Annotated in this window: 16 protein-coding genes and 1 pseudogene; 13 read left to right on the top strand and 4 right to left on the bottom strand. The window is 70.9% G+C overall.

Features of this window, described 5'->3' with window-relative positions; genetic code table 11:
• Window positions 1-2 precede the first annotated feature (2 nt).
• A pseudogene (locus tag ACZ4N5_RS10460) lies at window positions 3-479 on the bottom strand (hypothetical protein); the annotation flags it as partial.
• 122 nt (window positions 480-601) lie between these two features.
• On the opposite strand from ACZ4N5_RS10460, the gene ACZ4N5_RS10455 reads away from it, so the two are divergent.
• The 4 genes from ACZ4N5_RS10455 to ACZ4N5_RS10440 all read left to right on the top strand — a co-directional run bounded on the left by ACZ4N5_RS10455 (window position 602) and on the right by ACZ4N5_RS10440 (window position 4,135).
• Complete coding sequence (locus tag ACZ4N5_RS10455; protein ID WP_467756683.1) at window positions 602-1,144, top strand: MTB12 C-terminal domain-containing protein; 543 nt, start codon at window positions 602-604, stop codon at window positions 1,142-1,144.
• Between the two features lie 6 nt (window positions 1,145-1,150).
• On the top strand, window positions 1,151-2,431 hold the full coding sequence (locus ACZ4N5_RS10450) for an ABC transporter substrate-binding protein (protein ID WP_467756682.1): 1,281 nt from the start codon (window positions 1,151-1,153) through the stop codon (window positions 2,429-2,431).
• 133 nt (window positions 2,432-2,564) lie between these two features.
• Window positions 2,565-3,566, top strand: a complete 1,002-nt coding sequence (locus ACZ4N5_RS10445; protein ID WP_467756681.1) for a helix-turn-helix transcriptional regulator — start codon at window positions 2,565-2,567, stop codon at window positions 3,564-3,566.
• A 353-nt stretch (window positions 3,567-3,919) separates the two neighbouring features.
• Window positions 3,920-4,135: an I78 family peptidase inhibitor gene (locus ACZ4N5_RS10440; RefSeq protein ID WP_467756680.1), complete on the top strand. Its 216-nt coding sequence runs from the start codon at window positions 3,920-3,922 to the stop codon at window positions 4,133-4,135.
• A gap of 154 nt (window positions 4,136-4,289) precedes the next feature.
• Here ACZ4N5_RS10440 and ACZ4N5_RS10435 read toward each other — a convergent pair whose 3' ends face one another.
• Both ACZ4N5_RS10435 and ACZ4N5_RS10430 read right to left on the bottom strand, forming a co-directional pair.
• The gene (locus ACZ4N5_RS10435; RefSeq protein ID WP_467756679.1) at window positions 4,290-5,324 is read right to left on the bottom strand and encodes a phosphatase PAP2 family protein; all 1,035 of its coding nucleotides are present in this window, start codon (window positions 5,322-5,324) and stop codon (window positions 4,290-4,292) included.
• Window positions 5,325-5,574: 250 nt separating this feature from the next.
• Window positions 5,575-6,756, bottom strand: coding sequence for a mannosyltransferase family protein (locus tag ACZ4N5_RS10430; RefSeq protein WP_467756678.1), 1,182 nt, complete (start codon window positions 6,754-6,756; stop codon window positions 5,575-5,577).
• Between the two features lie 256 nt (window positions 6,757-7,012).
• On the opposite strand from ACZ4N5_RS10430, the gene ACZ4N5_RS10425 reads away from it, so the two are divergent.
• Together ACZ4N5_RS10425 and ACZ4N5_RS10420 are read left to right on the top strand one after the other, a co-directional pair.
• Window positions 7,013-8,701, top strand: a complete 1,689-nt coding sequence (locus tag ACZ4N5_RS10425) for an MFS transporter (RefSeq protein WP_467756677.1) — start codon at window positions 7,013-7,015, stop codon at window positions 8,699-8,701.
• Between the two features lie 190 nt (window positions 8,702-8,891).
• On the top strand, window positions 8,892-10,082 hold the full coding sequence (locus ACZ4N5_RS10420) for an acyl-CoA dehydrogenase family protein (protein ID WP_467756676.1): 1,191 nt from the start codon (window positions 8,892-8,894) through the stop codon (window positions 10,080-10,082).
• Between the two features lie 51 nt (window positions 10,083-10,133).
• Here ACZ4N5_RS10420 and ACZ4N5_RS10415 read toward each other — a convergent pair whose 3' ends face one another.
• Window positions 10,134-10,571 carry a cell division protein SepF gene (locus ACZ4N5_RS10415; RefSeq protein WP_261708198.1) on the bottom strand — a complete coding sequence of 146 codons (438 nt, stop codon included), beginning with the start codon at window positions 10,569-10,571 and terminating at the stop codon, window positions 10,134-10,136.
• Between the two features lie 289 nt (window positions 10,572-10,860).
• Here ACZ4N5_RS10415 and ACZ4N5_RS10410 point away from each other — a divergent pair, with 289 nt between their 5' ends.
• The 7 genes from ACZ4N5_RS10410 to ACZ4N5_RS10380 all read left to right on the top strand — a co-directional run bounded on the left by ACZ4N5_RS10410 (window position 10,861) and on the right by ACZ4N5_RS10380 (window position 22,153).
• Window positions 10,861-12,192 carry a DUF5685 family protein gene (locus tag ACZ4N5_RS10410; RefSeq protein ID WP_467756675.1) on the top strand — a complete coding sequence of 444 codons (1,332 nt, stop codon included), beginning with the start codon at window positions 10,861-10,863 and terminating at the stop codon, window positions 12,190-12,192.
• A gap of 472 nt (window positions 12,193-12,664) precedes the next feature.
• Window positions 12,665-13,447, top strand: a complete 783-nt coding sequence (locus tag ACZ4N5_RS10405) for a DUF1684 domain-containing protein (RefSeq protein WP_467756674.1) — start codon at window positions 12,665-12,667, stop codon at window positions 13,445-13,447.
• Between the two features lie 263 nt (window positions 13,448-13,710).
• Window positions 13,711-14,610, top strand: a complete 900-nt coding sequence (locus tag ACZ4N5_RS10400) for a S1 family peptidase (protein ID WP_467756673.1) — start codon at window positions 13,711-13,713, stop codon at window positions 14,608-14,610.
• A 221-nt stretch (window positions 14,611-14,831) separates the two neighbouring features.
• A complete protein-coding gene (locus ACZ4N5_RS10395) occupies window positions 14,832-15,707 on the top strand; it encodes a slipin family protein (protein WP_467756736.1) in 876 nt (291 codons plus the stop codon).
• A 526-nt stretch (window positions 15,708-16,233) separates the two neighbouring features.
• A complete protein-coding gene (locus ACZ4N5_RS10390; protein ID WP_467756672.1) occupies window positions 16,234-17,316 on the top strand; it encodes a S1 family peptidase in 1,083 nt (360 codons plus the stop codon).
• A 299-nt stretch (window positions 17,317-17,615) separates the two neighbouring features.
• Window positions 17,616-21,182: a DNA polymerase III subunit alpha gene (locus tag ACZ4N5_RS10385; protein WP_467756671.1), complete on the top strand. Its 3,567-nt coding sequence runs from the start codon at window positions 17,616-17,618 to the stop codon at window positions 21,180-21,182.
• Window positions 21,179-22,153: a DNA polymerase Y family protein gene (locus ACZ4N5_RS10380; RefSeq protein ID WP_467756670.1), complete on the top strand. Its 975-nt coding sequence runs from the start codon at window positions 21,179-21,181 to the stop codon at window positions 22,151-22,153. The genes ACZ4N5_RS10385 and ACZ4N5_RS10380 overlap by 4 nt, the downstream gene beginning before the upstream one ends.
• Window positions 22,154-22,250 lie beyond the last annotated feature (97 nt).

The following is a 22,250-nucleotide window of genomic DNA, read 5'->3' as shown; positions in this document are numbered from 1 at the left end:
GGATCGTCGTCGGCATCCGGTTCGCAGATCGGGCACGGCCCCAGATCCCCGCTCGCCAGGACGCGCGAGTCGACCGGTACGGCCTCCGGCTTCCCGGCGACCAAGGGGCAGTCCGCGCGGTGGTACAGGGTGCCGCCGGGCACCATGAGGAGCTCGCCGCTGACGGCCACGGGCGCGGCCACTGCCGACTGTCCGGCATCCTCTGCGTCGGCGGGCGCGGCGGCCACCAGCAGCCCGTACAGCTCCTCCACGCGGGCCGCCGCCAGCGCGTTCCTGCCGTGCGTGAGCAGCACAGCGCCCGCGATGATCAGCGCGGCGCCGGGCACGGTGCAGGAGGCGAGGTAGGGCAGCTGACGTTCCGCGTACCGCTCGCCGGAGATGCCGTACCAGCCGATGACACACAGCACCGCCCCTGCGGCGAGGGCGGCCCAGCCGGCCCACAGGACGGGGTGCACGGTCCGCAGTCGAGCTGTCCGCATCCGGACTCCCACACGTCGTGTATCTGTCCATGTCAGCCAATGGCTTGCACTATGCCTTCTGGAAGCTGACCCTGAAAGCACCGGGCGCACATGGCCCGGACCGACACCCGGTGGTGAGCCAGATGGTTCTCGGGAGCGACCTCAGGCGGGGGAATGTCCGGGGAGTGGCGGTGACGGCGGTTCTCGTCCTCGCCGCGGCCCTCACGGCGTGCAGCGACAGCAGCGGCGGCGCGAGTTCGGCTCCGCCGACACCCTCGGTGGAGAAGTCCACCAGCGCGCAGCCCAGCGCCACGGCCCCGGCCGACCCGGCGGCGGCCCAGAAGGAGATCAAACAGAACTGGGAGAAGTTCTTCGACCCGGCCGTCTCCACAAAGGAGAAGCAGGCCGTCCTGGAGAACGGCGACCAGATGGCGCAGGTGCTGCAGGGCTTCAACGGCGACCAGCGCGGTCAGCAGGTGAAGGCGACGGTCGAGAAGATCGAGTTCACCTCGCCGACCGGGGCGAACGTGACGTACACGCTGACCCTGAAGGGAGCCACGGCCCTGCCGAACGCCTCCGGCACGGCCGTCGAGCAGAACGGCACCTGGAAGGTCTCCGCCAACACGCTCTGCGCGCTGGTCCAGCTGAGCGGCGACGCGTCGTCGAGCGCTCCCCCGGGCTGCTGAGCAGCGGTGCGGCGCACAGCGACCGGCGCCGCCGTCGCGGGCCTGCTGCTCCTGCTGGGCACGGCCTGCGGCAGCCGACTCCCCGAGAGCGACTTCGAGAACCGCGGCACGCCCACATCCCGGGCCGCCGCCGCGCCGATCCGCGTCGGCGTCATCAGCAGCGCCACCAGCCCCGTCGGCGGCTCAGCCTTCACCGGACCGCGTGACGGGGCCAAGGCCTACTTCGACCGGCTCAACGCCCAGGGCGGCATCGACGGGCGGCCGGTCGAGGTGCGGCTGTGCGACGACGGCGGCAGCGGCATCGGCAGCAACACGTGCGTGCACCGGCTGCTCGACGAGGACAAGGTCGTCGCCCTCGTCGCCACCACCGCACTCGACTACGCGGGCGCCCCCCAGGTGTCCCACGCGCGCGTGCCCGACATCGGCGGCCAGCCCATCGGCCCCGCCTACGACACCTATCCGCACCTCTACGGGATCTACGGCAGCCTCGCGCCGCGCGACGGCACGCCCGGCTGGGACGGCACGCTGTACGGCGGCACCGAGGTCTACCGCTACTTCAAGCGCGTCCACGGCGCCCGTACGGCCGCCGTCGTCTCCTACAACCAGTCCGCCTCCGCCGCCTACGCCCGGCTGGTCACCCAGGGGCTCAGGGCCGAGGGCTACCGGGTCGTCACCGAACAGGTCGACTTCGCGCTGCCCAACTTCCGTGCCGCCGCGGCCGATCTGAAGGACCAGGGCGCCGATCTCGTCTTCGACGCCATCGACACCCACGGCAACGCCCAGCTGTGCAAGGCCATGGACGACGTCGGCGCCCACGTCATCGCCAAGGTCACCAACGTCCAGAACTGGACGTCCACCGTCCCCGAGGACTACAAGGACGCGCCGCGCTGTCGCAACGCGCTGTGGGCCACGGGGTCGAGCCGCAACTACGAGGACGTCGGCGACGCCGCGGTACGGGAGTTCCGCGACGCGACCGAGGGGCTGAAGACCCACTCCCAGTGGCAGCTGGAGGGGTGGGCGGCGGCGCGGTGGTTCACGGACGCGGCGAGGTCCTGCGTCCGGGCCGGCGTCACACGGGGGTGCGTCGACGCGTTCATGAACCGGGGGAAGCCCTACACCGCGGGCGGGCTGCTGATCCCCGTCACCTACGAGCGGCTGGCCGAGCCGCCGAAGACACGGCGGACCTGCCTCTCGGTGGCCCGCTGGCGCGACGGCAAGGGCTGGGTCTCCCAGGGGGAGATGAACGCGACCTGCTTCGACGTACCGCAGATCGGCTACCGCCCGTGAGGACGCCGTCGTCCCCGGGGCTCCGCCCGGCCCCCGCTCCCCGAACGACCGCGCCTCACCTGCCGGAGAGGCCGGCATTCTCCCGTTCCCTTGCGGACAGCCGCTGTCCGCAAGGGCTGGCAGACTCGTCGGCATGTTGGAGACATCCGCACGACTGCTGCGCCTGCTCTCACTCCTGCAGGCCCACCGCGAATGGTCGGGCGCGGACCTCGCCGGGCGGCTGGGCGTCACCCCGCGCACGGTCCGCCGTGATGTGGACCGGCTGCGCGAGCTGGGCTATCCCGTCAACGCCAGCCCGGGTACGGGCGGCGGCTACCAGCTCGGCGCGGGGGCCGAGCTGCCGCCGCTGCTCCTGGACGACGACGAGGCCGTCGCGGTGGCCGTCGGACTGCGCACGGCGGCCGGTCAGGGCATCGAGGGCATCGGCGAGTCCTCCGTACGCGCCCTCGCCAAGCTGGAGCAGGTCCTGCCGAGCCGACTGCGGCGCCGGGTCGGCGCCCTGAACGCCTTCACCGTGCCGATGCTGCGCGGTCCGCAGCCCTCCGCCGTCGACCCCACCGTCCTCACCGAGCTGGCCAACGCCTGCCGCGACAGCGAGCGGCTGCGCTTCGAGTACCGCGACCACGCGGGTTCCTCGACGCGCCGCACCGTCGAGCCGTACCGGCTGGTGTGCACCGAGCACCGCTGGTACCTGGTCGCCTGGGACGTGGACCGGGACGACTGGCGTACGTTCCGGGCCGACCGCATCACGCCCCGGCCGCCGCACGGACCGCGCTTCACCCCTCGTACGCCACCGGCCGAGAATCTGGCCGAGTACGTCTCCAGGGGCGTCTCGACGCGCGCCTACGCCACGAACGCCGTCGTCCGGCTGCTGGTGCCGCTGGAGGAGGCCGCCGCGCGGATCTCACCCTCGGCCGGGACCCTGGAGGCTTCGGGGAAGGACAGCTGCGTTCTGCGCACCGGGGCGGCGAGCCTCGACGTCATGGTCATTCACGTGATGCTGATGGGCTTCGAGTTCGAGATCCTTGAGCCCGCCGAGCTCGTCGACGCGATCAGGACGGCCCGGGACCGGCTGTCCCGGGCGCTGGAGAGGCCGGGTCCCGAGGGGGCGCCGATCACGGCCCGCGTGCCGTAGCGGACATCCGGGTGCCGACGGGGGCCGTGCGGGGGTTCTGTGCCGGAAGCGTGTTTTTCTTATGCGGCGTCAGCTTCCGCGGTGCGCGGCGGAATCGGAGCGGACCGGAATGGAAAAGGATCGTCGAACGCACGGCTGCGCACATTCCGCAGCGATATTCGAGACGCCCGCACGACGACTCCGAATTACGTTCGAAGGCGTGCGCAACACCTGGGGAACCCTCATACGGGTGACGGAGTTCGGCGAAACGCGTGTCGTGATCCTGTGACAGAAGTGTGACCGGCGGGGGATAGGTGACGCTTGGTCGCCGATGGGACTTCCAACGCCGGGGCGCGCGGCCTAACGTGGCGGTCATGGCACCCATTCCCCCCTCTCGTACAGAGCCGCAGGACAGCCCGGAGAGCTATGTCGGACTGGAGGTGAGCAGCGCCGAGGAACGCGCCCGGGAACACGGCTGGGCATCGGTGCGCTCGCTGCCGCCGGGCTCGATCATCACCATGGAGTACCTGGTGGGGCGGCTGAACTTCGAGGTCACGGACGGTACGGTGACGCGCTGCTGGAAGGGCTGAGGGCCCGGCGGCGGCGGGGACCGCGCGCCCGTTGCGGCGCTGGAGCGCCGGAGCACGGGTGAGCGCCGCGACAGGATGTGCGAAGGCCCCCGGCTCGTCGAGCCGGGGGCCTTCGCGGTGCGGGGAGAGGTTGTGCGTACCGGCCCCGCAGTCTTCAGCCGCCCGTGAGGGGGCGGGCCGAGGCGGCCGTGGCGGCGCGCGCCGGACGGTCCGGGTGCGGCGGGCGGCGGCTGCCCGCCGGTGTCACCGGGGTGCGCTCCGAGCGGGCGGTGTGCGGGCCCGGCGCGAGGTGGACGGGGGCTCTGGGCGGTCGGGACGCGACCGTCTCGCGAGCCGGCACCTCGCCGTCCACGGCGGGCCGCGGGGACATGACCGGTGCGCCGACCGGAGAGGGCGAGGGCGCGGGTGCCGGTGCGGGCGCCGTACGGCCGCGACGGGCGCGCCACAGGTCGCGCAGCGAGAAGATCCCGGCCTCGGAGCGGGCGATCAGCGGCTCGCACCAGGGCAGCGCCAGCAGGATCAGCAGGCCCGCGGCCCAGCCCAGCAGGACATCGCTCAGCCAGTGCGTACCCAGGTACACAGTGGTGAGGCCGACGCCGAGCGAGGTCACGGCGGACAGCGCGGAGAGCCAGCGTCTGGCCCTCGGGGTCGACGCCAGATAGGCCAGGATTCCCCAGGTCACGACGGCGTTGGCGGTGTGGCCCGAAGGAAATATATCGCCGCCCAGGCCCATTTCGTTCGAGCCGATGGTGATGGCGTAGTGCGGGCCGAGACGGCCCATGCCGAGCTTCGCGGCGCCGACCGTGATGTTGAGCAGCAGGAGGGACGCGCCCAGGGTGAGCAGCGGGCGCAGCGTGTGCTGCCGCCAGGAGCGCCAGCCCAGCCACGAGGCGACCATCACGGCGGTGGGGCCGCGCTGGCCGAGCACCACGTAGTAGTCCAGGAACGCGTGGATCTCCGGCCACTGCTGGTAGGGCCGGAAGAACATGACCTGCCAGTCGAACCGGACCAGCCACGACGTGATCGCCACGGCCCACACGATCGCCAGGTAGAAGGCCAGGGTCGCCGCGAAGAGGACAACCCTGTGCCGACTCATCTTCGGCACATCGATGTGGGCCGGTCGTTCCGGCTCACGGTCCAGCCGGGCGAAGACCCGGTCAAGACGGGTGAGGTTTCGTTCGGTACGCACTCAATCGACGTTACAGCGAGTGAGCTGCGTTCCAGGCCGATTCACTCGGTTTGTGATGACGATGTGATGTGGGATTCCTCTCAGGATCATGTTTATTTCCAATGAATCTCTAATCCCCGACACGCGGAGCCTTCAATTCCATTGACCCCTGGGATCCTTCGATTTTATGGCACTTTTATATTCGTTCACCGAATGATGGCGTGGAATTCTCCGGCCGCTCACCGGTCCGGACGGGGTGCCGCCGGGCCGGTCACGGCGGTCCCGAGCCGTTCAGCCAGAAGGCCCCGTAGACCGCCGAGGCCACCGCGACACCACCGAGGACCAGCGCCGACCTGGAGGTGCGCAGCCGGGCCAGGGCCACAGCGAGAGGGAACAGGAGGGGGAAGGCCGGCAGCAGCAGGCGTGGCTTCGAGCCGAAGTAGCTCGACGCGCACAGGGCGAGCGCGAGGACGATCCCCGCGTAGACCAGCAGCGCCGGCGGCTGTCCCTGGCGTACGCATGTCACGTAGAGCCACAAGATCAGCGCGACCCCGACGATCAGCCCGACGCCGGCCAGGGCGGACGGGAACGAGGTGAGCTTTTCGGCCACGAAGCGGCCGAAGGCGTAACCGCCGTCGAAGCCGTTCCGCCAGCCCGCCTGGACGTCGAGATAGCCGAGCGGGCCCTTGCCCGTGCGATGACCCACCCACAGCACGTAACCGGCGGCGCCGAGCGGCGCGATGATCATGGCGAGGGCGCGCCGCCACATGCGTGCGCCGCCCGTTCGGGGCGCGCTTCCGTCCTGCCGGTGTTCTCCCACGAACGAGGTAATCGCCGCCACCCACAGGGCGGCGACGACCGCGACGCCCACCGGCCGCGTCAGACCGGCGAACGCGGCGAGCAGGCCGGCGGTCAGCCAGCGGCCGGTCAGTACCGCGTACAGCGACCACGCGGCGAGCGCCGTGAACAGTGACTCGCTGTACGCCATCGACTGCACGATGCCGACGGGGAGGACCGCCCACACCAGCGCGGCGCACACTCCGGCCCGGCGGCCGTGGACATGATCGGCGACCGCGAAGATCCCCCACGCCGCGGCGAGCGAGGCCACCGCGCTGACCAGCAGGCCCGCGTCCGGGTACGACAGCGGAGTCACCGTCGAGACGAGCCGCTCCAGCCAGGGCAGCAGGGGGAAGAACGCGAGGTTCGCGTGTACGTCACCGTTCGGCAGCCGGACCTCGTAGCCGTAGCCGAGCTCGGCGACCCTGGTGTACCAGAGCGAGTCCCAGCGTTGCGACAGCAGCCGGTGGGCACTCTTGCCGTTCGCCGCGCTCCACACGGCGAGGGTGACGAGGCCCAGGACGCGCACGGCCGCGTAGCCGAGGAGGGCGGGTGCGGCGCGGCGCAGGGGGCCCGCGCGGGGCGGCGTCGCGGCGGGACTCTCTGGATCGGTCACGGGCCCGATTATCGGCGGACCCCGGAACCGGCAGGCCGCGCGGGGCGTGATGAGCGGCGAAGGCGTGGCGTACGCCACACTCCCGGCCAGGCGAACGTGAGAGGTCCGCCACGTGTCCTGGGCGAGAACTCGCGTACGCTGGCGGCTCACTCGCCTTTGTTGCGTGGGTCCGGGATTCCGCTCTTCGGGCCGCAACCCCAGGGAGTCCCCACCCTGCGGATCCGCAGAACGCGAGGGAACCACTGGAGGTACGTACATGTCCGGGACGACCACGGCCGCTGCGCGATGCCGTCGGGAGACCGGGGTCGGTGCCAACCGCTGGGTCGTCCTTGTCGTCCTGTGCGTCAGCCTGCTGCTGGTCGCCCTCGACGCCACCGTTCTCCATGTCGCGGTGCCCGCCGTCACCGAGGACCTGAAGCCCGGCGCGATAGAACTGCTCTGGATCGTCGACGTCTACCCGCTCGTCTGCGCCTCGCTCCTCATCCTCTTCGGCACGCTCGGTGACCGAGTCGGCCGCCGACGTGTCCTCCTTCTCGGCTACGCCCTCTTCGGCGTCGCCTCCGGCATCGCGGCCTTTTCCGGGAACGCGCAGCTCCTGATAGGCGCCCGCGCCCTGCTCGGCGTCGGCGGCGCGATGATCATGCCCGCCACGCTCTCGATCCTGCGCCAGGTCTTCCCCGACCGGCGCGAGCGGGCGCTCGCGATCGGCATCTGGAGCGCGGTCGCCGCCGTCGGCGCGGCGGTCGGACCGCTGCTCGGCGGCTTCCTCCTCGAACACTTCTGGTGGGGATCGGTCTTCCTCGTCAACATCCCGCTGATGATCGTCAGCCTGCCGGTCGGACGGCTGCTGCTGCCCGAGTCCCGCGGTGACCGCGACGGTCCCTGGGACGTGGTCGGGGCGCTGATGGCCGCCGCCGGTCTGTTCGGACTCGTCCTCGGCGTGAAGCGCCTCGGCGGTGGCGAGGCGCCCTTCAGCCCCTTCACCCTCGCGCCGCTCCTCCTCGGCGGAGTGCTGATGGCCGTCTTCGTACGGCGGCAGCGGCGGCGCGCGCACCCGCTGGTCGACCTGCGCATGTTCGCGCGTCCCGCCTTCAGCACGTCGGTCGGCTGCATCGTCCTCGCCATGCTCGCCCTGGTGGGGCTCGAACTGATCGCCGCGCAGTACCTGCAGCTCGTGCTCGGCCTGTCCCCGCTCCAGACCGGGCTGCGGCTGCTGCCGCTCACCATCGCGGCGATGGCCGCCGGGCTCGCGGGGGCGAAGCTGCTGCGGCGGTTCGGGCCTCGCGCGATGGTCTGCTTCGGTTTCTGTCTCACCGCGGCCGCCGTGGTCACGCTCACCGCGATGGGCGGGAACGACAACACCGGGCTGCTGCTCTTCGGCTTCGTGCTGCTCGGCTTCGGTCTGGAGACCACGCTCTTCGGGGCGTACGAGTCCATGCTGAGCGAGGCGCCGCAGGCGCAGTCGGGCGGCGCCGCGGCGATAGGCGAGACCTCGTACCAGCTCGGCGCGGGGATAGGGATCGCGCTGCTGGGGAGCGTGATGAACGCGGCGTACGCGCCCGGACTGTCGTCCGTCCCCGGAGTCCCGGCGGCCGATTCGGCGGCGGCCGGACACTCGCTCGGCGAGGCGTACCAGGTCGCCGACCGGCTCGGAGGCGCGTCCGGCGGCGCCCTGCGGCAGGCCGCCCGGGACTCCTTCGTGCACGGACTGCATGTGACGCTGCTGGTGAGCGCGGGCCTGTTGCTGCTGGGCGCCGTGATGGCGCTGCGGCTGCCCAGGGTCATGGACTGCGAGGCAATCGCTACGAGCTCCGCCCCGGACGCGAACTCCAGCCCGGACACGAACTTCGGCCCGGGCGAGACGGGCTCCGGCACGGATTCGGCCGCGGGCCCGGCCGGGATTCCCGCTCCCCGGGACGTCGCCGAGACCCGCGTCTCTGCGTAGGCCTTGCGGTCCCGACGCCGTTCCCGGGTAGGAGCTCCGCCCCCTTCGTCTCGTCGCCGGCGGGCTTGCTGCCGCCGCGCTCCCGGAGCGCTGTGCGGAAGTGGTCTGGACTTGCGGGACACTGCGTCGTAACGTCGGGTCGAGATTCTTAACTAGCGGTGCTAGTTATCACCCTGCCGGAGGCTGTCGTATGTCCGCGTCCTCGAAGCTGCCGCCCTTCGACCCCGCCGATCCGCTCGGGATCGACGACCTGCTGGACGCGGAGGACCTGGCCGTCCGCGACACCGTGCGGACCTGGGCCGCGGACCGGGTGCTGCCGTACATCGCCGACTGGTACGAGAAGGGCGAGCTGCCCGGCATCCGGGAACTCGCGCGGGAACTGGGCGGACTCGGCGCCCTCGGCATGTCGCTCCAGGGATACGGGTGCGCGGGGGCCAGCGCCGTGCAGTACGGCCTCGCCTGTCTGGAGCTCGAAGCGGCCGACTCCGGCATCCGTTCGCTCGTCTCGGTACAGGGCTCCCTCGCCATGTACGCCATCCACCGGTTCGGCAGCGAGGAGCAGAAGCAGAGCTGGCTGCCGCGCATGGCCTCCGGCGAGATCATCGGATGCTTCGGACTGACCGAGCCCGATCACGGCTCCGACCCCGGTTCCATGCGGACGCACGCCAAGCGCGACGGCGGGGACTGGGTCCTCAACGGGCGCAAGATGTGGATCACCAACGGTTCCGTCGCCGGTGTCGCCGTCGTCTGGGCGCAGACCGACGACGGCATCCGCGGATTCGTCGTGCCCACCGATGTGCCCGGCTTCTCCGCCCCCGAGATCAAGCACAAGTGGTCACTGCGGGCGAGCGTGACCAGTGAGCTGGTCCTCGACGACGTGCGGCTGCCGGCCGACGCCGTCCTGCCCGACGTCGTCGGCCTCAAGGGCCCGCTCGGCTGCCTCTCGCACGCGCGGTACGGAATCGTGTGGGGCGCCATGGGCGCGGCGCGATCCAGCTTCGAGTCCGCCGTCGCCTACGCGAAGACGCGTGAGCAGTTCGGGCGCCCCATCGGCGGCTTCCAGCTCACCCAGGCCAAACTCGCCGACATGGCCGTCGAACTGCACAAGGGCATCCTGCTCGCCCATCACCTGGGTCGCCGCATGGACGCGGGACGACTGCGGCCCGAGCAGATCAGCTTCGGCAAGCTCAACAACGTACGCGAGGCCATCGAGATCTGCCGTACCTCGCGCACGATTCTCGGCGCCAACGGGATCTCGCTCGAATACCCCGTGATGCGGCACGCCACGAACCTGGAGTCGGTGCTCACCTACGAGGGCACCGTCGAAATGCATCAGCTCGTGCTGGGCAAGGCGCTCACCGGGCTCGACGCCTTCAGGTGAAGGCCCCGCTCGTTAAGCCCCGGCAAGGCAGGGCCGGTGAGCGGCCCTGCCTCAGCTCTGGTTGAAGAAACCGTCCGTCTGGCGGCTCGCGGCCTCGCCGCTGACGATCTCCGTGTTGGCCGGGGTCAGCAGGAAGACCCGGGTGGCGACCCGCTCGATGGTGCCGCGCAGGCCGAAGGTCAGGCCGGCCGCGAAGTCCACCACGCGCTTGGCGTCGGCGGCCTCCATGGACGTGAGGTTGATGATGACCGGGACGCCGTCCCGGAAGAGTTCGCCGATACCGCGTGCGTCCCGGAAGCTGTCCGGGGTGACCGTGCCGATCCGGCGGCCCTTCTCCTCCGCCGTCTCGGAAGCAACCTTCACGCGCGGGTCCGTGACCCACGCGTCGCCGGAGTCCTGACCCTCGGCGTAGTCGTCGTCGTAGTAACGCTCGTCATCGTTGTCGTCTACGAGGCCAAGCCAGGCACTCGCCTTGCGCACCGATCCCATGGACGCCTCCTCTCACAGCGGTCTTTCGTGCTTCCGCATCCCCATGGTCGTCCATGATGCGGATGTCGCGCCAAGTGGATAGACGCCGCGTGGGGGTTTCGTGACGGTACTGGTGCACAGCGAATCCGTCGAGAGCCCGCGCCCCCCAAGGGTCGTACGGGGTAAGGCTGCTGACTGAGAGTGAAATATGATTTCTCGCGGCGACCGGGTGACGAGCGGTGCGTTCGGGTGAACGGAGTGCTCGATACGATGCCGCACCTCAGCGTCGTACGTGTCACGGGGGAGTGTCGTGTTCGGAATCGTGAGGCCCTGCAGTCATCGCCTCGGTGAGGGGCTCAAGACGCAGTGGATGGCGCATTTGTGCGGGCTGTGTCTCGCGCTGCGCGGGGACCATGGCCAGTTCGCACGGGTGGTCACCAACTATGACGGCCTGCTGATATCGGTTTTGACGGAGGCTCAGGCCGAGCGTGCGACGGGATGGCGGCGCACCGCCGGGCCCTGTCCGCTGCGCGGCATGCGGACCGCCTCCGTCGCGCAGGGCGAGGGCGCGCGGCTCGCCGCCGCCGTCTCGCTGGTGCTCGCCTCGGCGAAGGTGCGCGACCATGTCGCCGACGGGGACGGCCTCCTGGCACGCAAGCCGGTCGCGGTCGCGGCGCGCCGGGTGGCCGCTAGCTGGGGCAGGGCCGGGGCGCGTACGGGATCCGCCGTCGGCTTCGACACGGCCGTGCTCGTCGACGCGGTGGACCGGCAGGTCGGGATCGAGGCGCTGACCGGGCCCGGAACGCCGTTGCTGACCGTCACCGAACCCACCGAGACCGCCACCGCGGCGGCCTTCGCGCACACCGCCGTCCTCGCGGGCCGCCCCGGCAACGCGGCGCCACTGGCCGAGGCCGGGCGGCTCTTCGGACGGCTCGCTCATCTGCTGGACGCCGTGGAGGACAGGGAAACTGACGCCGCGTCGGGAGCCTGGAATCCGCTCTCGGCCACCGGGACCTCGCTCGCGGAGGCCCGCAGGCTCGCCGACGACGCCCTGCACGGTATACGGCTCGCCCTGCGGGAGGCCGAGTTCACCGACAGCAGGCTGGCGCATGTGCTGCTCGCCCATGAACTGGGCCGCTCGGTGGACCGCGCGTTCGGGACGTCGGGGTGCGGGCACGCGGCGGACGGATCGCCCGGAGCGCACGGAACACATGGATCGTCCGGATCGCACGGAATACATGGATCGCCCGGAGCGCAGGGAACGTATCGCTCCCTCGGCCTCGACTCCGGCGATTCGCTCGGTTCGCCGGGCTCGGCGGTCGCGCTCGGACCCGAGGGTGCCTTCGGGCCGCCGCCTCAGCACGGCGGGAATCCGTACGCCGGCGGCGGCAACCCCTTCGGCGGTGGGCCGTCCTTCCAGCCCCCGACCCCCGGCAAGCGCGGATTCTGGGCCGGCTGCGCCGCCGCCATCGGACTGTGCTGCACCTGCAAGATGTGCTGTGCCGACGAGTACGAGGGGCCGTGGTCGCGCAAGAAGCGCGAAGGGTGCCTGAACGACTGTGACTGCGACTGCGGTTGCTGCGAGGCGTGCCAGTGCTGCGAATGCTGTGAGTGCTGCTCGTGTTGTGACTGCGGTTTGTGACTGCGTTTGGTGACAGTGGATTTGACTGGGTGTCATGACCGCAGGCTCGACGTCACCTTGGCCCTCGGCGTCGCCGAGTGGTGGGTGGAGAAGCAGCGTCGACGGCGCGCTCGTCGGCTACCGGCGCTCCGGCGACAAGCTGTACGAACTGCCCGAGCGCGAGATTCTCAAGCAGCGCACCCGGATCGGCTCCGTCTTCCAGACCTTCGATCCTTCCCGCACCCGGGCCCTGTTTCTCCCCTATCCCTTCGCTGCTTCTCCGCTTCTCCGTTTTTCCCCTTCTCCGTTTCCGCGACGCTTGCTCCTCGCTTCCCCTCCTGGCGGTGAACGGCCAACCACTCGCGATCGTCGGCACGCCGGAGGCGGTCGCCGCCGCTGCTCGAGGGCCGCGGCGTGTTCCGGACCGAATTCACGGGCACCACGTTGCGCTCGCACCCCGGCCTGGCCGAGCCCGTATGGAAGGGTTGATCACATGACGACGGACGCACCCGAGGACTGGAAGCACTGGCAGGAGCACCGTGTCGCGACGGTGTCCGCGCCGTACGGCCCGCTCTCGCTCACCGCCACCCACTGGCTCGAGGACTATCCGGAAGGGCGACTTCCGGACACCCCCGGGCAATGGGCGGTCAAGGGCGACGGAGTGGCCCTGACGGCGGTCGCCGAGGAAGGGCTCACGGTCGACGGCGAGCCCTTCACCGGCGACATCGTGCTGGACGCCGACTACGGACCGGCCGGCGGAGCCCGGGTCGGACGCGGGGAGCGACGATTCGTCGTCCTGGTGCGCGAGGGGATCTGGGGCGTACGCCGCTACGATCCCGCCGCACCCGCCCGGCAGGCTTTCGCGGGCATCGAGGCGACCCCCTACGACGCGCGCTGGTCGGTGCCCGGACACTTCACCCCGTACGGCGAGGGACGTACCGTGCGCGTCGAGAACGCCGACGGAGTCGCCCGCGGGCTCGCCCTCGGCGGAGTACTCGCCTTCACCCTGGACGGGCAGGATCTCACCCTCCAGGTGTCGGTCGAGAGCGACGGTTCGCTGTGGGCCGTCTTCGCCGACACCACCAGCGGGGACAGCAGTTACCGCTTCCGGTTCCTGCGCCCGGCGGCGCCCGACGCCGAGGGGCGTACGACGGTGGACTTCAACCGGACCGTGCTTCCGCCGTGCGCGTTCGCCGACCATTTCGTCTGCCCGTTCCCGCCGCCCGGAAATACGCTGAGCGTGGCCGTCGCCGCGGGGGAGCGCCGATTGGGCTGAGGCCACCGGGACTCCCGATTACGCGGGAGGAATCTGACGTCTTCAGTGGTCCGATGATCAACCTCCTTTACATGTACGCAAGTTGAACGCTGCACGGCCGAAAGGTGCCCTTGCGCCTTTCGGCCGTCCAGCCGAATACTCCCCCTCAGCGCTTGTCAGGGGCATGGCTTGTCCGGAATCCGGACGGGCGGCTCCCGGCTGCGCCTCACGGGCCCCAACCCCACGACACGAGGGCCCCTTACTTCCCTTCGGAGGAATGAAACGTGAGGATCAAGCGCACCACCCCCCGCAGTGGCATAGCGAGACGGAGTCGGCTGATCGCCGTGACCACCGGACTCGTCGCCGCCGCAGCGTTCGCGGTCCCCAGCGCGAACGCGTCCGACGCCCAGACGTTCAGCGCCACCCAGCTGAGCAGTGTCAAGCAGTCGGTTCTCAAGTCCGATGTCGCGGGCACCGCTTGGGCGGTCGACGCCAAGACGAACCGTGTGGTCGTCACCGTCGACAGCACGGTCTCGAAGGCGGAGATCGCGAAGATCAAGCAGGAAGCGGGCGGCAACGCGGCCGCGCTCACCATCAAGCACACCCCGGGCACCTTCAAGAAGCTGATCACCGGCGGCGACGCCATCTACGGCGGTTCCTACCGCTGTTCGCTCGGCTTCAACGTGCACAGCGGGAGCACCTACTACTTCCTGACCGCCGGCCACTGCGGTGAGGTCGCCTCCACCTGGTACTCCAACTCGGGTCACACCACGACGCTCGGCACGAACGTCAGCTACAGCTTCCCGACCAACGACTTCGCGCTGGTCCGCTACACCAACTCCTCGGTCGCTCACCCGAGCGCGGTCGGCAGCCAGACGATCAGCAGCGCGGCCACGCCCAGCGTGGGCACGACGGTCTACCGGCGCGGTTCGACCACCGGTACGCACAGCGGCCGGGTCACCGCCCTGAACGCCACCGTCAACTATGGCAGTGGTGACATCGTCTACGGCATGATCCAGACCACGGTCTGCGCCGAGGGCGGGGACAGCGGCGGTCCGCTGTACGGCGGCAGCGTGGCCTACGGTCTGACCTCCGGCGGCAGCGGCAACTGCACCTCCGGCGGTACGACCTTCTTCCAGCCGGTCACCGAGGCGCTGAGCTACTACGGCGTGAGCGTCGGCTGACCGACCGGTCGCGCGACGGACCGGCCGTTCGTCGACTCTTCGACCCACGGGGCCGGCACCCCCCACGGGATTCCGCGCGACCGGACCCGCAGCAGTCGAGCGGGCGAGCCCCCGTACGCAACTGGCGTGCGGGGGCTCGCCCTTGTTCCGGTGACGGAGTTACCTTCGAAGCGCACGCTGTACACGCCCGGTGCGCCCACGTCGGACCCTGGGGGGCCGTGATGGTCGAAGAACTGGTGGCGGCGGGAGTCTCCGTCGTGTCCGTGGGGCTGGTCTACACGATGGCCGCCGCCCGCGTCGTCAAACAGTACGAACGGGGCGTGGTGCTGCGACTCGGCAAGCTGCGTTCCGAAGTGCGCGGCCCCGGCTTCACCATGGTCGTGCCCTTCGTGGACCGGCTGCGCAAGGTCAACATGCAGATCGTCACGATGCCGGTGCCCGCGCAGGAGGGCATCACCCGGGACAACGTGACGGTCCGGGTGGACGCGGTCGTCTACTTCAAGGTGGTGGACGCGGCCGACGCCGTCATCCAGGTCGAGGACTATCGCTTCGCGGTCTCCCAGATGGCGCAGACGTCCTTGCGCTCGATCATCGGCAAGAGCGACCTTGACGATCTGCTGTCCAGCCGCGAACAGCTCAACCAGGGGCTGGAGTTGATGATCGACAGTCCGGCGATCGGCTGGGGTGTGCAGATCGACCGGGTCGAGATCAAGGACGTGTCGCTGCCGGAGACGATGAAACGGTCCATGGCCCGGCAGGCCGAGGCGGACCGTGAGCGGCGTGCCCGGGTCATCAACGCGGATGCGGAGTTGCAGGCGTCCAAGAAGCTCGCGGAGGCCGCCGAGGTGATGTCGGAACAGCCGGCCGCCCTCCAGCTGCGCCTGTTGCAGACGGTGGTGGCCGTCGCGGCCGAGAAGAACTCCACGCTCGTCCTGCCCTTCCCGGTGGAGTTGCTGCGCTTCCTGGAACGGGCGCAGTCGGGACCGCCGCCGGCCGTGCCCGAGCGGGCCCCCGATCCCCAGCGGTCAGCCGTCCCTGAACGGGCGCCCGATCCTCAACAGACCGCTGTGTCGCAGGAGTCGACCGATCAGCAGTAGTCGCCGTGCCGCAGAGGTCGCCCGATCCGCAATAGGTCGCCGTGTCGCAGGAGTCGACCGATCCTCAACAGCTCGCCGTGTCACAGGAGCCGACCGTCACTCAGCAGGCGGCCGGGCCCGAGCGGTCGGCCGGGCCCGAGCGGTCCCTCGGCCCGAGCAACCGGTGCGGGAGCAACCGCCGCCCACGGAAACCTCCTTGGATCGACCCCATGGAGGGGCGATATCAAGACAGGCCCAGGCCTCGCGGGTCGCGGCGGCGCGAAGCGTGTGCAGTGTTTGCGGTGGGAATCCACGGGGCGTGACCACGCACAGTCAGGGCGTAGGCCACGTACGGCTGTTGTCGTATATGCGTCCTGAAGTCGACCTTGTGTGTTCCCTGTGCGTCTCGGAATAGTGGGCGGGTAACAACTGGCATGGACGCGACGGTACGGACTTTTCCGCCGTGCTCAGGGCCCATGTCCGTACGCCTTCCGGTCCCGGAGGTCCCCATAACCTCCCGGATCGACCCCCCACAGGAGGACGTGAGTTGAAGCACCGACGTATATCCATGAGGCGTGCCCTCATGGCAGGTGCGGGCATCACCGCACTGGTCGCCGCCGGAGTCACCTTCCAGACTGCGAACGCGAGCGAGGTCCCGAAGGGCTCCGCGCCGCACACCCTCTCCGTCACGGCGGCCGGAAAGCTCGCCTCGACCCTCGGCGAGGACCTGGGCGCCGACGCGGCGGGAACGTACTACGACGCGAAGTCACGGCACCTCGTCGTCAACGTGCTCGACGAGACGGCGGCCAAAGCCGTCACGGCGGCCGGCGCCAGGGCCAGGCTCGTCGAGAACTCCCTCGCCGAGCTGACGAGCGCCCGCACCACGCTCAAGAAGGACGCGACCATCCCCGGTACGTCCTGGGCGAATGACCCGGAGACCAACAAGGTCGTCGTCACCGCGGACCGCACGGTTTCCGGGACGGAGTGGGCCAGACTCACCAAGGTCGTCGACGGCCTCGGCGCCAAGGCGGAACTCCGGCGCTCGAAGGGGGAGTTCAAGCCCTTCATCGCCGGCGGTGACGCCATCAGCGGTTCCGGCGGGCGCTGTTCGCTCGGCTTCAACGTGGTCAAGGGCGGGCAGCCGTACTTCATCACCGCCGGGCACTGCACCGAGGCGATCTCCACCTGGTCGGACTCCAGCGGCAACCAGATCGGCACGAACGAGCAGTCCAGCTTCCCGGACAACGACTTCGGCCTGGTCAAGTACACGGCGACCGTGGACCACCCGAGCGAGGTCGATCTGTACAACGGCTCCACGCAGCCCATCACCAAGGCGGGCGACGCCACCGTCGGCATGAAGGTGACCCGCAGCGGCTCCACGACCCACGTGCACGACGGCACGGTCACCGGCCTGGACGCCACCGTGAATTATGGCAACGGCGACGTCGTCAACGGCCTCATCCAGACCGACGTCTGCGCCGAGCCCGGCGACAGCGGCGGCTCGCTCTTCTCCGGCGACACCGCGATCGGCCTCACCTCCGGCGGCAGCGGCGACTGCACCGCGGGCGGCGAGACCTTCTTCCAGCCGGTGCCCGAGGCGCTCTCGGCCTTCGGCGCCCAGATCGGCTGACAACGATCGGCTGACAACCTTCCCGGTTCGACCTCTCCGGGAAGTCGGAGCCCCGCCCCCGCGCCCTCCGCGGGGGCGGGGCTCCCGGGCTTTCCCGGCCGTGGGAGCCGAACGTCGAAGGGGTGTCGACGTCGGCGGTCCGCGTCATGTCCCACGGTCCGAGCCGTCCGGTGTTTGCGCAGGTGGGACAGGTTCGAACGGGCATCGCACAAGCGTTCGAGAATTGGTCTATGGTGGGGGTGAGGTAGCTGGGAACAAGTGTTCGAGAACCGTAAAGGTTCACAGGTCGGGAGGTGTGTGTGCCGGGATTCACGCATCTGCACACCGCCTCCGGGTTCTCCCTGCGGTACGGGGCCTCGCACCCGGAGCGCCTCGCCGTGCGCGCCTCCGAGCGGGGTATGGACGCCCTCGCGCTCACCGACCGGGACACCCTCGCGGGCTCGGTCCGGTTCGCCAAGGCCTGCGCGAAGGCGGGCATCCGCCCGCTGTTCGGGGTGGACCTGGCGGTCGGGGAGCCCGTACGGGGGGAGCGGCGCCGTACTCCGGTGCGCGGCGGTGCCTTCATCGACGAGTCGACACCCCGTGCGACCTTCCTCGCCCGGGACGGCGCGGCCGGCTGGGCCGACCTCTGCAGAATCGTCACGGCGACGCATGCGGGCGGCCGGGAGGGCGGCCCGCCGCTGCTGCCCTGGACGGACAACCACGCCGAAGGCCTGACCGTGCTGCTCGGCCCCGACTCCGACGTCGGCCGCGCACTCGCCGCGGGCCGTCCCGACCGTGCGGCCGGGCTGCTCGCGCCCTGGCGGGAGATCTACGGCGACGCCCTGCGCCTCGAAGCGGTCTGGCACGGCCGTCAGGGCACCGGCCCCGGCTCCCTGCGGCTGGCCGCCCGCATGGTCGGCTTCGCCGCCGAGCAGCGCGTGCGTCCCGTGCTCAGCAACGCCGTCCGGTACGCCGACGCGGGCCTCGGCCCGGTCGCCGACGTTCTGGACGCCGCCCGCCGGCTCGTCCCCGTCGACCCCCGGCGCGAGCTGGACTCCGGCGAGGCCTGGCTCAAGGACGAGGCCGCCATGCTGGGCGCGGCCGAACGGATCGTCGAGGCGGCGGGCTACCGCCGTGACACCGCGCACCGGCTGCTCGAACAGACGCGGGCCACCGCCGCCGCATGCCGTGTCGACCCCGAGGACGACCTCGGCATCGGCGGCGTGCACTTTCCCGAGCCGCATCTCGTCGGCGCGGACCGGCGCACCGCCCAGCGGGTCCTGGCCTCCCGGGCGGCGGCGGGCATGGTGCTGCGCGGCTACACCGGCCGACGCGAGTACTGGGAACGGATGCACCACGAGCTGGACATCATCGCCCACCACAACTTCGCCACCTACTTCCTGACGGTCGCTCAAGTAGTTGACGACGTACGGGGGATGGGCATCCGGGTCGCGGCGCGCGGCTCCGGGGCCGGCTCCCTGGTCAACCATCTCCTCGGCATCGCGCACGCCGATCCCGTCGAGCACCGGCTGCTGATGGAACGCTTCCTGTCCAAGCGCCGCCCGGTGCTGCCCGACATCGACATCGACGTGGAGTCCGCGCGCCGTCTGGAGGTCTACCGCGCGATCATCGGCCGGTTCGGCACCGAGCGGGTCGCGACCGTCTCCATGCCCGAGACCTACCGGGTCCGGCACGCCATCCGCGATGTGGGCGCCGCCCTCTCCCTGGACCCGGCCGAGATCGACCGGATCGCCAAGGCCTTCCCGCACATCCGCGCCCGTGACGCCCGCGCGGCCATGGACGAACTCCCCGAGCTGCGCGAACTGGCCGGGGAGAAGGACCGGTACGGCAAGCTGTGGGAGCTGGTCGAAGCCCTCGACGCCCTCCCGCGCGGCATCGCGATGCACCCGTGCGGGGTGCTCCTCTCCGACGCATCCCTGCTCGCCCGTACGCCGGTCATGCCGACCAGCGGCGAGGGTTTCCCCATGTCGCAGTTCGACAAGGAGGACGTCGAGGACCTCGGGCTGCTCAAACTCGATGTGCTGGGCGTGCGGATGCAGTCCGCGATGGCGCACGCGGTGGCCGAGGTGGAGCGGGCCACGGGGGACCGGCCGGACATCGACGCGATGGTGCCGGGCGACCCGGCGACGTACCGGCTCATCCAGTCCACCGAGACGCTGGGTTGCTTCCAGATCGAGTCGCCGGGCCAGCGGGACCTGGTGGGACGCCTGCAGCCCGCGACTTTCCACGACCTCGTCGTCGACATCTCGCTCTTCCGGCCGGGGCCGGTCGCCGCCGACATGGTGCGGCCGTTCATCGAGGCGCGGCACGGCCGGGCGCCGGTCCGCTATCCGCACCCGGACCTGGAGGGGCCGCTGAAGGAGACGTACGGAGTCGTCGTCTTCCACGAGCAGATCATCGACATCGTCGACATCATGACCGGCTGCGGGCGCGACGAGGCGGACCGGGTGCGGCGCGGGCTCTCCGACCCCGAGTCGCAGGAGCGGATCCGGTTCTGGTTCGCGCAGCACGCGGCGCTGAAGGGGTACGACGCCGAGACCATCGCGCGCACCTGGGAGATCGTCGAGGCCTTCGGGTCGTACGGCTTCTGCAAGGCGCACGCCGTCGCCTTCGCCGTCCCGACGTACCAGTCGGCGTGGCTGAAGGCCCATCACCCGGCCGCCTTCTACGCCGGGTTGCTCACGCACGACCCCGGGATGTATCCGAAGAGGCTGCTGCTGGCGGACGCGCGGCGTCGCGGGGTGCCGATCCTGCCGTTGGACGTGAACCGGTCGGCGGTCGCCCACCGTATCGAACTGGTGTCTGAATCGGCGTCTGAATCGGTGTCTGTATCTGCCGACGGCTCCGGCGGCTCCGCCGGTTCTGGCGGCTCCGCCGGTCCCGCCGGTCCCGCCGGTCCCGCCGGTCGCTGGGGCATCCGGCTGGCGCTCTCCGATGTGCACGGCATCAGCGAGGCCGAGGCCGCGCGGATCGCGGACGGGCAGCCGTACGCCTCACTGCTCGACTTCTGGGAACGGGCCAGGCCCAGCCGGCCGCTCGCCCAGCGGCTCGCGCAGGTCGGCGCGCTGGACGCGTTCGGTGCCAACCGCCGTGACCTGCAACTGCACCTGACCGAACTGCACCGCGGCTCCCGGGGCGCCGGCGGCGGCCAACTCCCTCTGTCCGGCGGGCGGAACACCGCCTCCGCCGGGCTGCCCGACCTGTCCTCGGCGGAGCGGCTGAGCGCCGAACTGGGCGTGCTCTCGATGGACGCCTCACGCAATCTGATGGACGACCACCGCGCGTTCCTTGGGGAGTTGGGCGTGGTCACGGCGCGTCGGCTGCGCGAGGCGCGGCACGGTGAGACGGTTCTGGTCGCCGGCGCCAAGGCGGCCACCCAGACCCCGCCGATCCGCTCCGGCAAGCGGGTCATCTTCAGCACGCTGGACGACGGGACGGGCCTGGTCGACCTCGCCTTCTTCGACGACTCCCACGACGCCTGCGCCCACACCGTCTTCCACTCCTGGCTGCTGCTCGTGCGCGGAGTGGTGCAGCGCCGCGGACCGCGCAGCCTCAGCGTGGTGGGCGCGGCGGCCTGGAACCTCGCCGAACTGGTCGAGCTGCGCGCCGAGGGCGGCCTCGACGTGGTGGCGGCGCGACTGGCCGAGCCCGCACCGGAGAGGCCGGAGAGGCCGGGGGAGTCGGGCGGCCCGGGGGAGCCGCGGCGGCCGGGAATGTCCGGTGACGGTGATCCGGCCGGGGGCCGGACGATCCGGATGCCCACGGGGTACGAGATGCACCCCTGGGCCGATCTGCGTCCCGCGGGCGAAGGGCCCGCGGGGGGAAAGAAGTTGTGGCACCAGAGCCCGGGGAGTGCGGGATGACCATCCTCTGCGTACGTTTCCAGCTGCCTCCGATGCACGAGGCGGCTCTGCCTCAACTCCTCGGTGTACTGGAGGAGTTCACGCCCGTCATCGAGGCACTGCCACCCGACGGCGCACTGCTCGATCTGCGGGGTGCCGAGCGGTACTTCGGGCGCGGTGCCGTCGAGTTCGCCTCGCTGATCCGGGTGCGGACTCTCGCCCTGTACGGGATCGACTGCGTGATCGGCGCCGGGCCCGGACCGATGCTGGCGCGGATGGCACTGCGGGACGCCGCACCCGGGGTGCCCCGAGTGGTGCCCGAAGGGCCGGACGCCGTAACGGAGTTCCTCGCCGAACGGCCCGTCGTCGCGCTGCCCGGCGTCGGCGGCGCCACCGCCCGCACCCTGTGCGAGTACGGCCTCGACACCATCGGCAAGGTCGCGGCCGCGCCCCTGTCCACGCTCCAGCGCCTCACCGGCGTCCGGGCCGGCCGCGAACTGCACGAGAAGACGTCCGGCATCGACCGGGGCCGGGTCGTGCCGAACGCCGCCTCCTGCTCTCTCGCCGCCGAACGTCCCTTCCGGCAGGACGAGTTGGACCCCTCCGGGCACCGCCGTGCGCTGCTCTCCGCGACCGAGGAACTCGGCACCCGGCTGCGCGCCCTGGAGCAGGTCTGCCGCACGCTGACCCTCACCGTGCGCTACGCCGACCGCTCCGCGACCACCCGCAGCCGTACCCTCAAGGAACCGACCGCCCACTCCTCGACGCTGACCGACAGCGCGTACCGGATGTACGAGGCGCTCGGCCTCCAGCGCGCCCGGGTCCGTGTGATCGCCCTGCGTGCCGAGGGTCTGACCCCCGCGGCGCAGGCCTCCCACCAGCTCACCTTCGATCCGGTCGACGAGAAGGTCCGCCGCATCGAGCAGGTCGCGGACCGGGCGCGGGCGAAGTTCGGCCCCCATGTGATCGGCCCGGGGACACTGGCCGCCTGACGTCCGTACGAGGGCTGGCGGCTCCGCCCGGAGAGCGGCCTCCCGTCCCGCCTTCCCGGCAGGGCCCGTCGCGCCCCCGCCCCTCCGGACGGGCCGT

It is taken from the genome of Streptomyces sp. NPDC026500, assembly GCF_055567635.1.
This window is presented reverse-complemented; position numbering and strand designations above follow the sequence as displayed.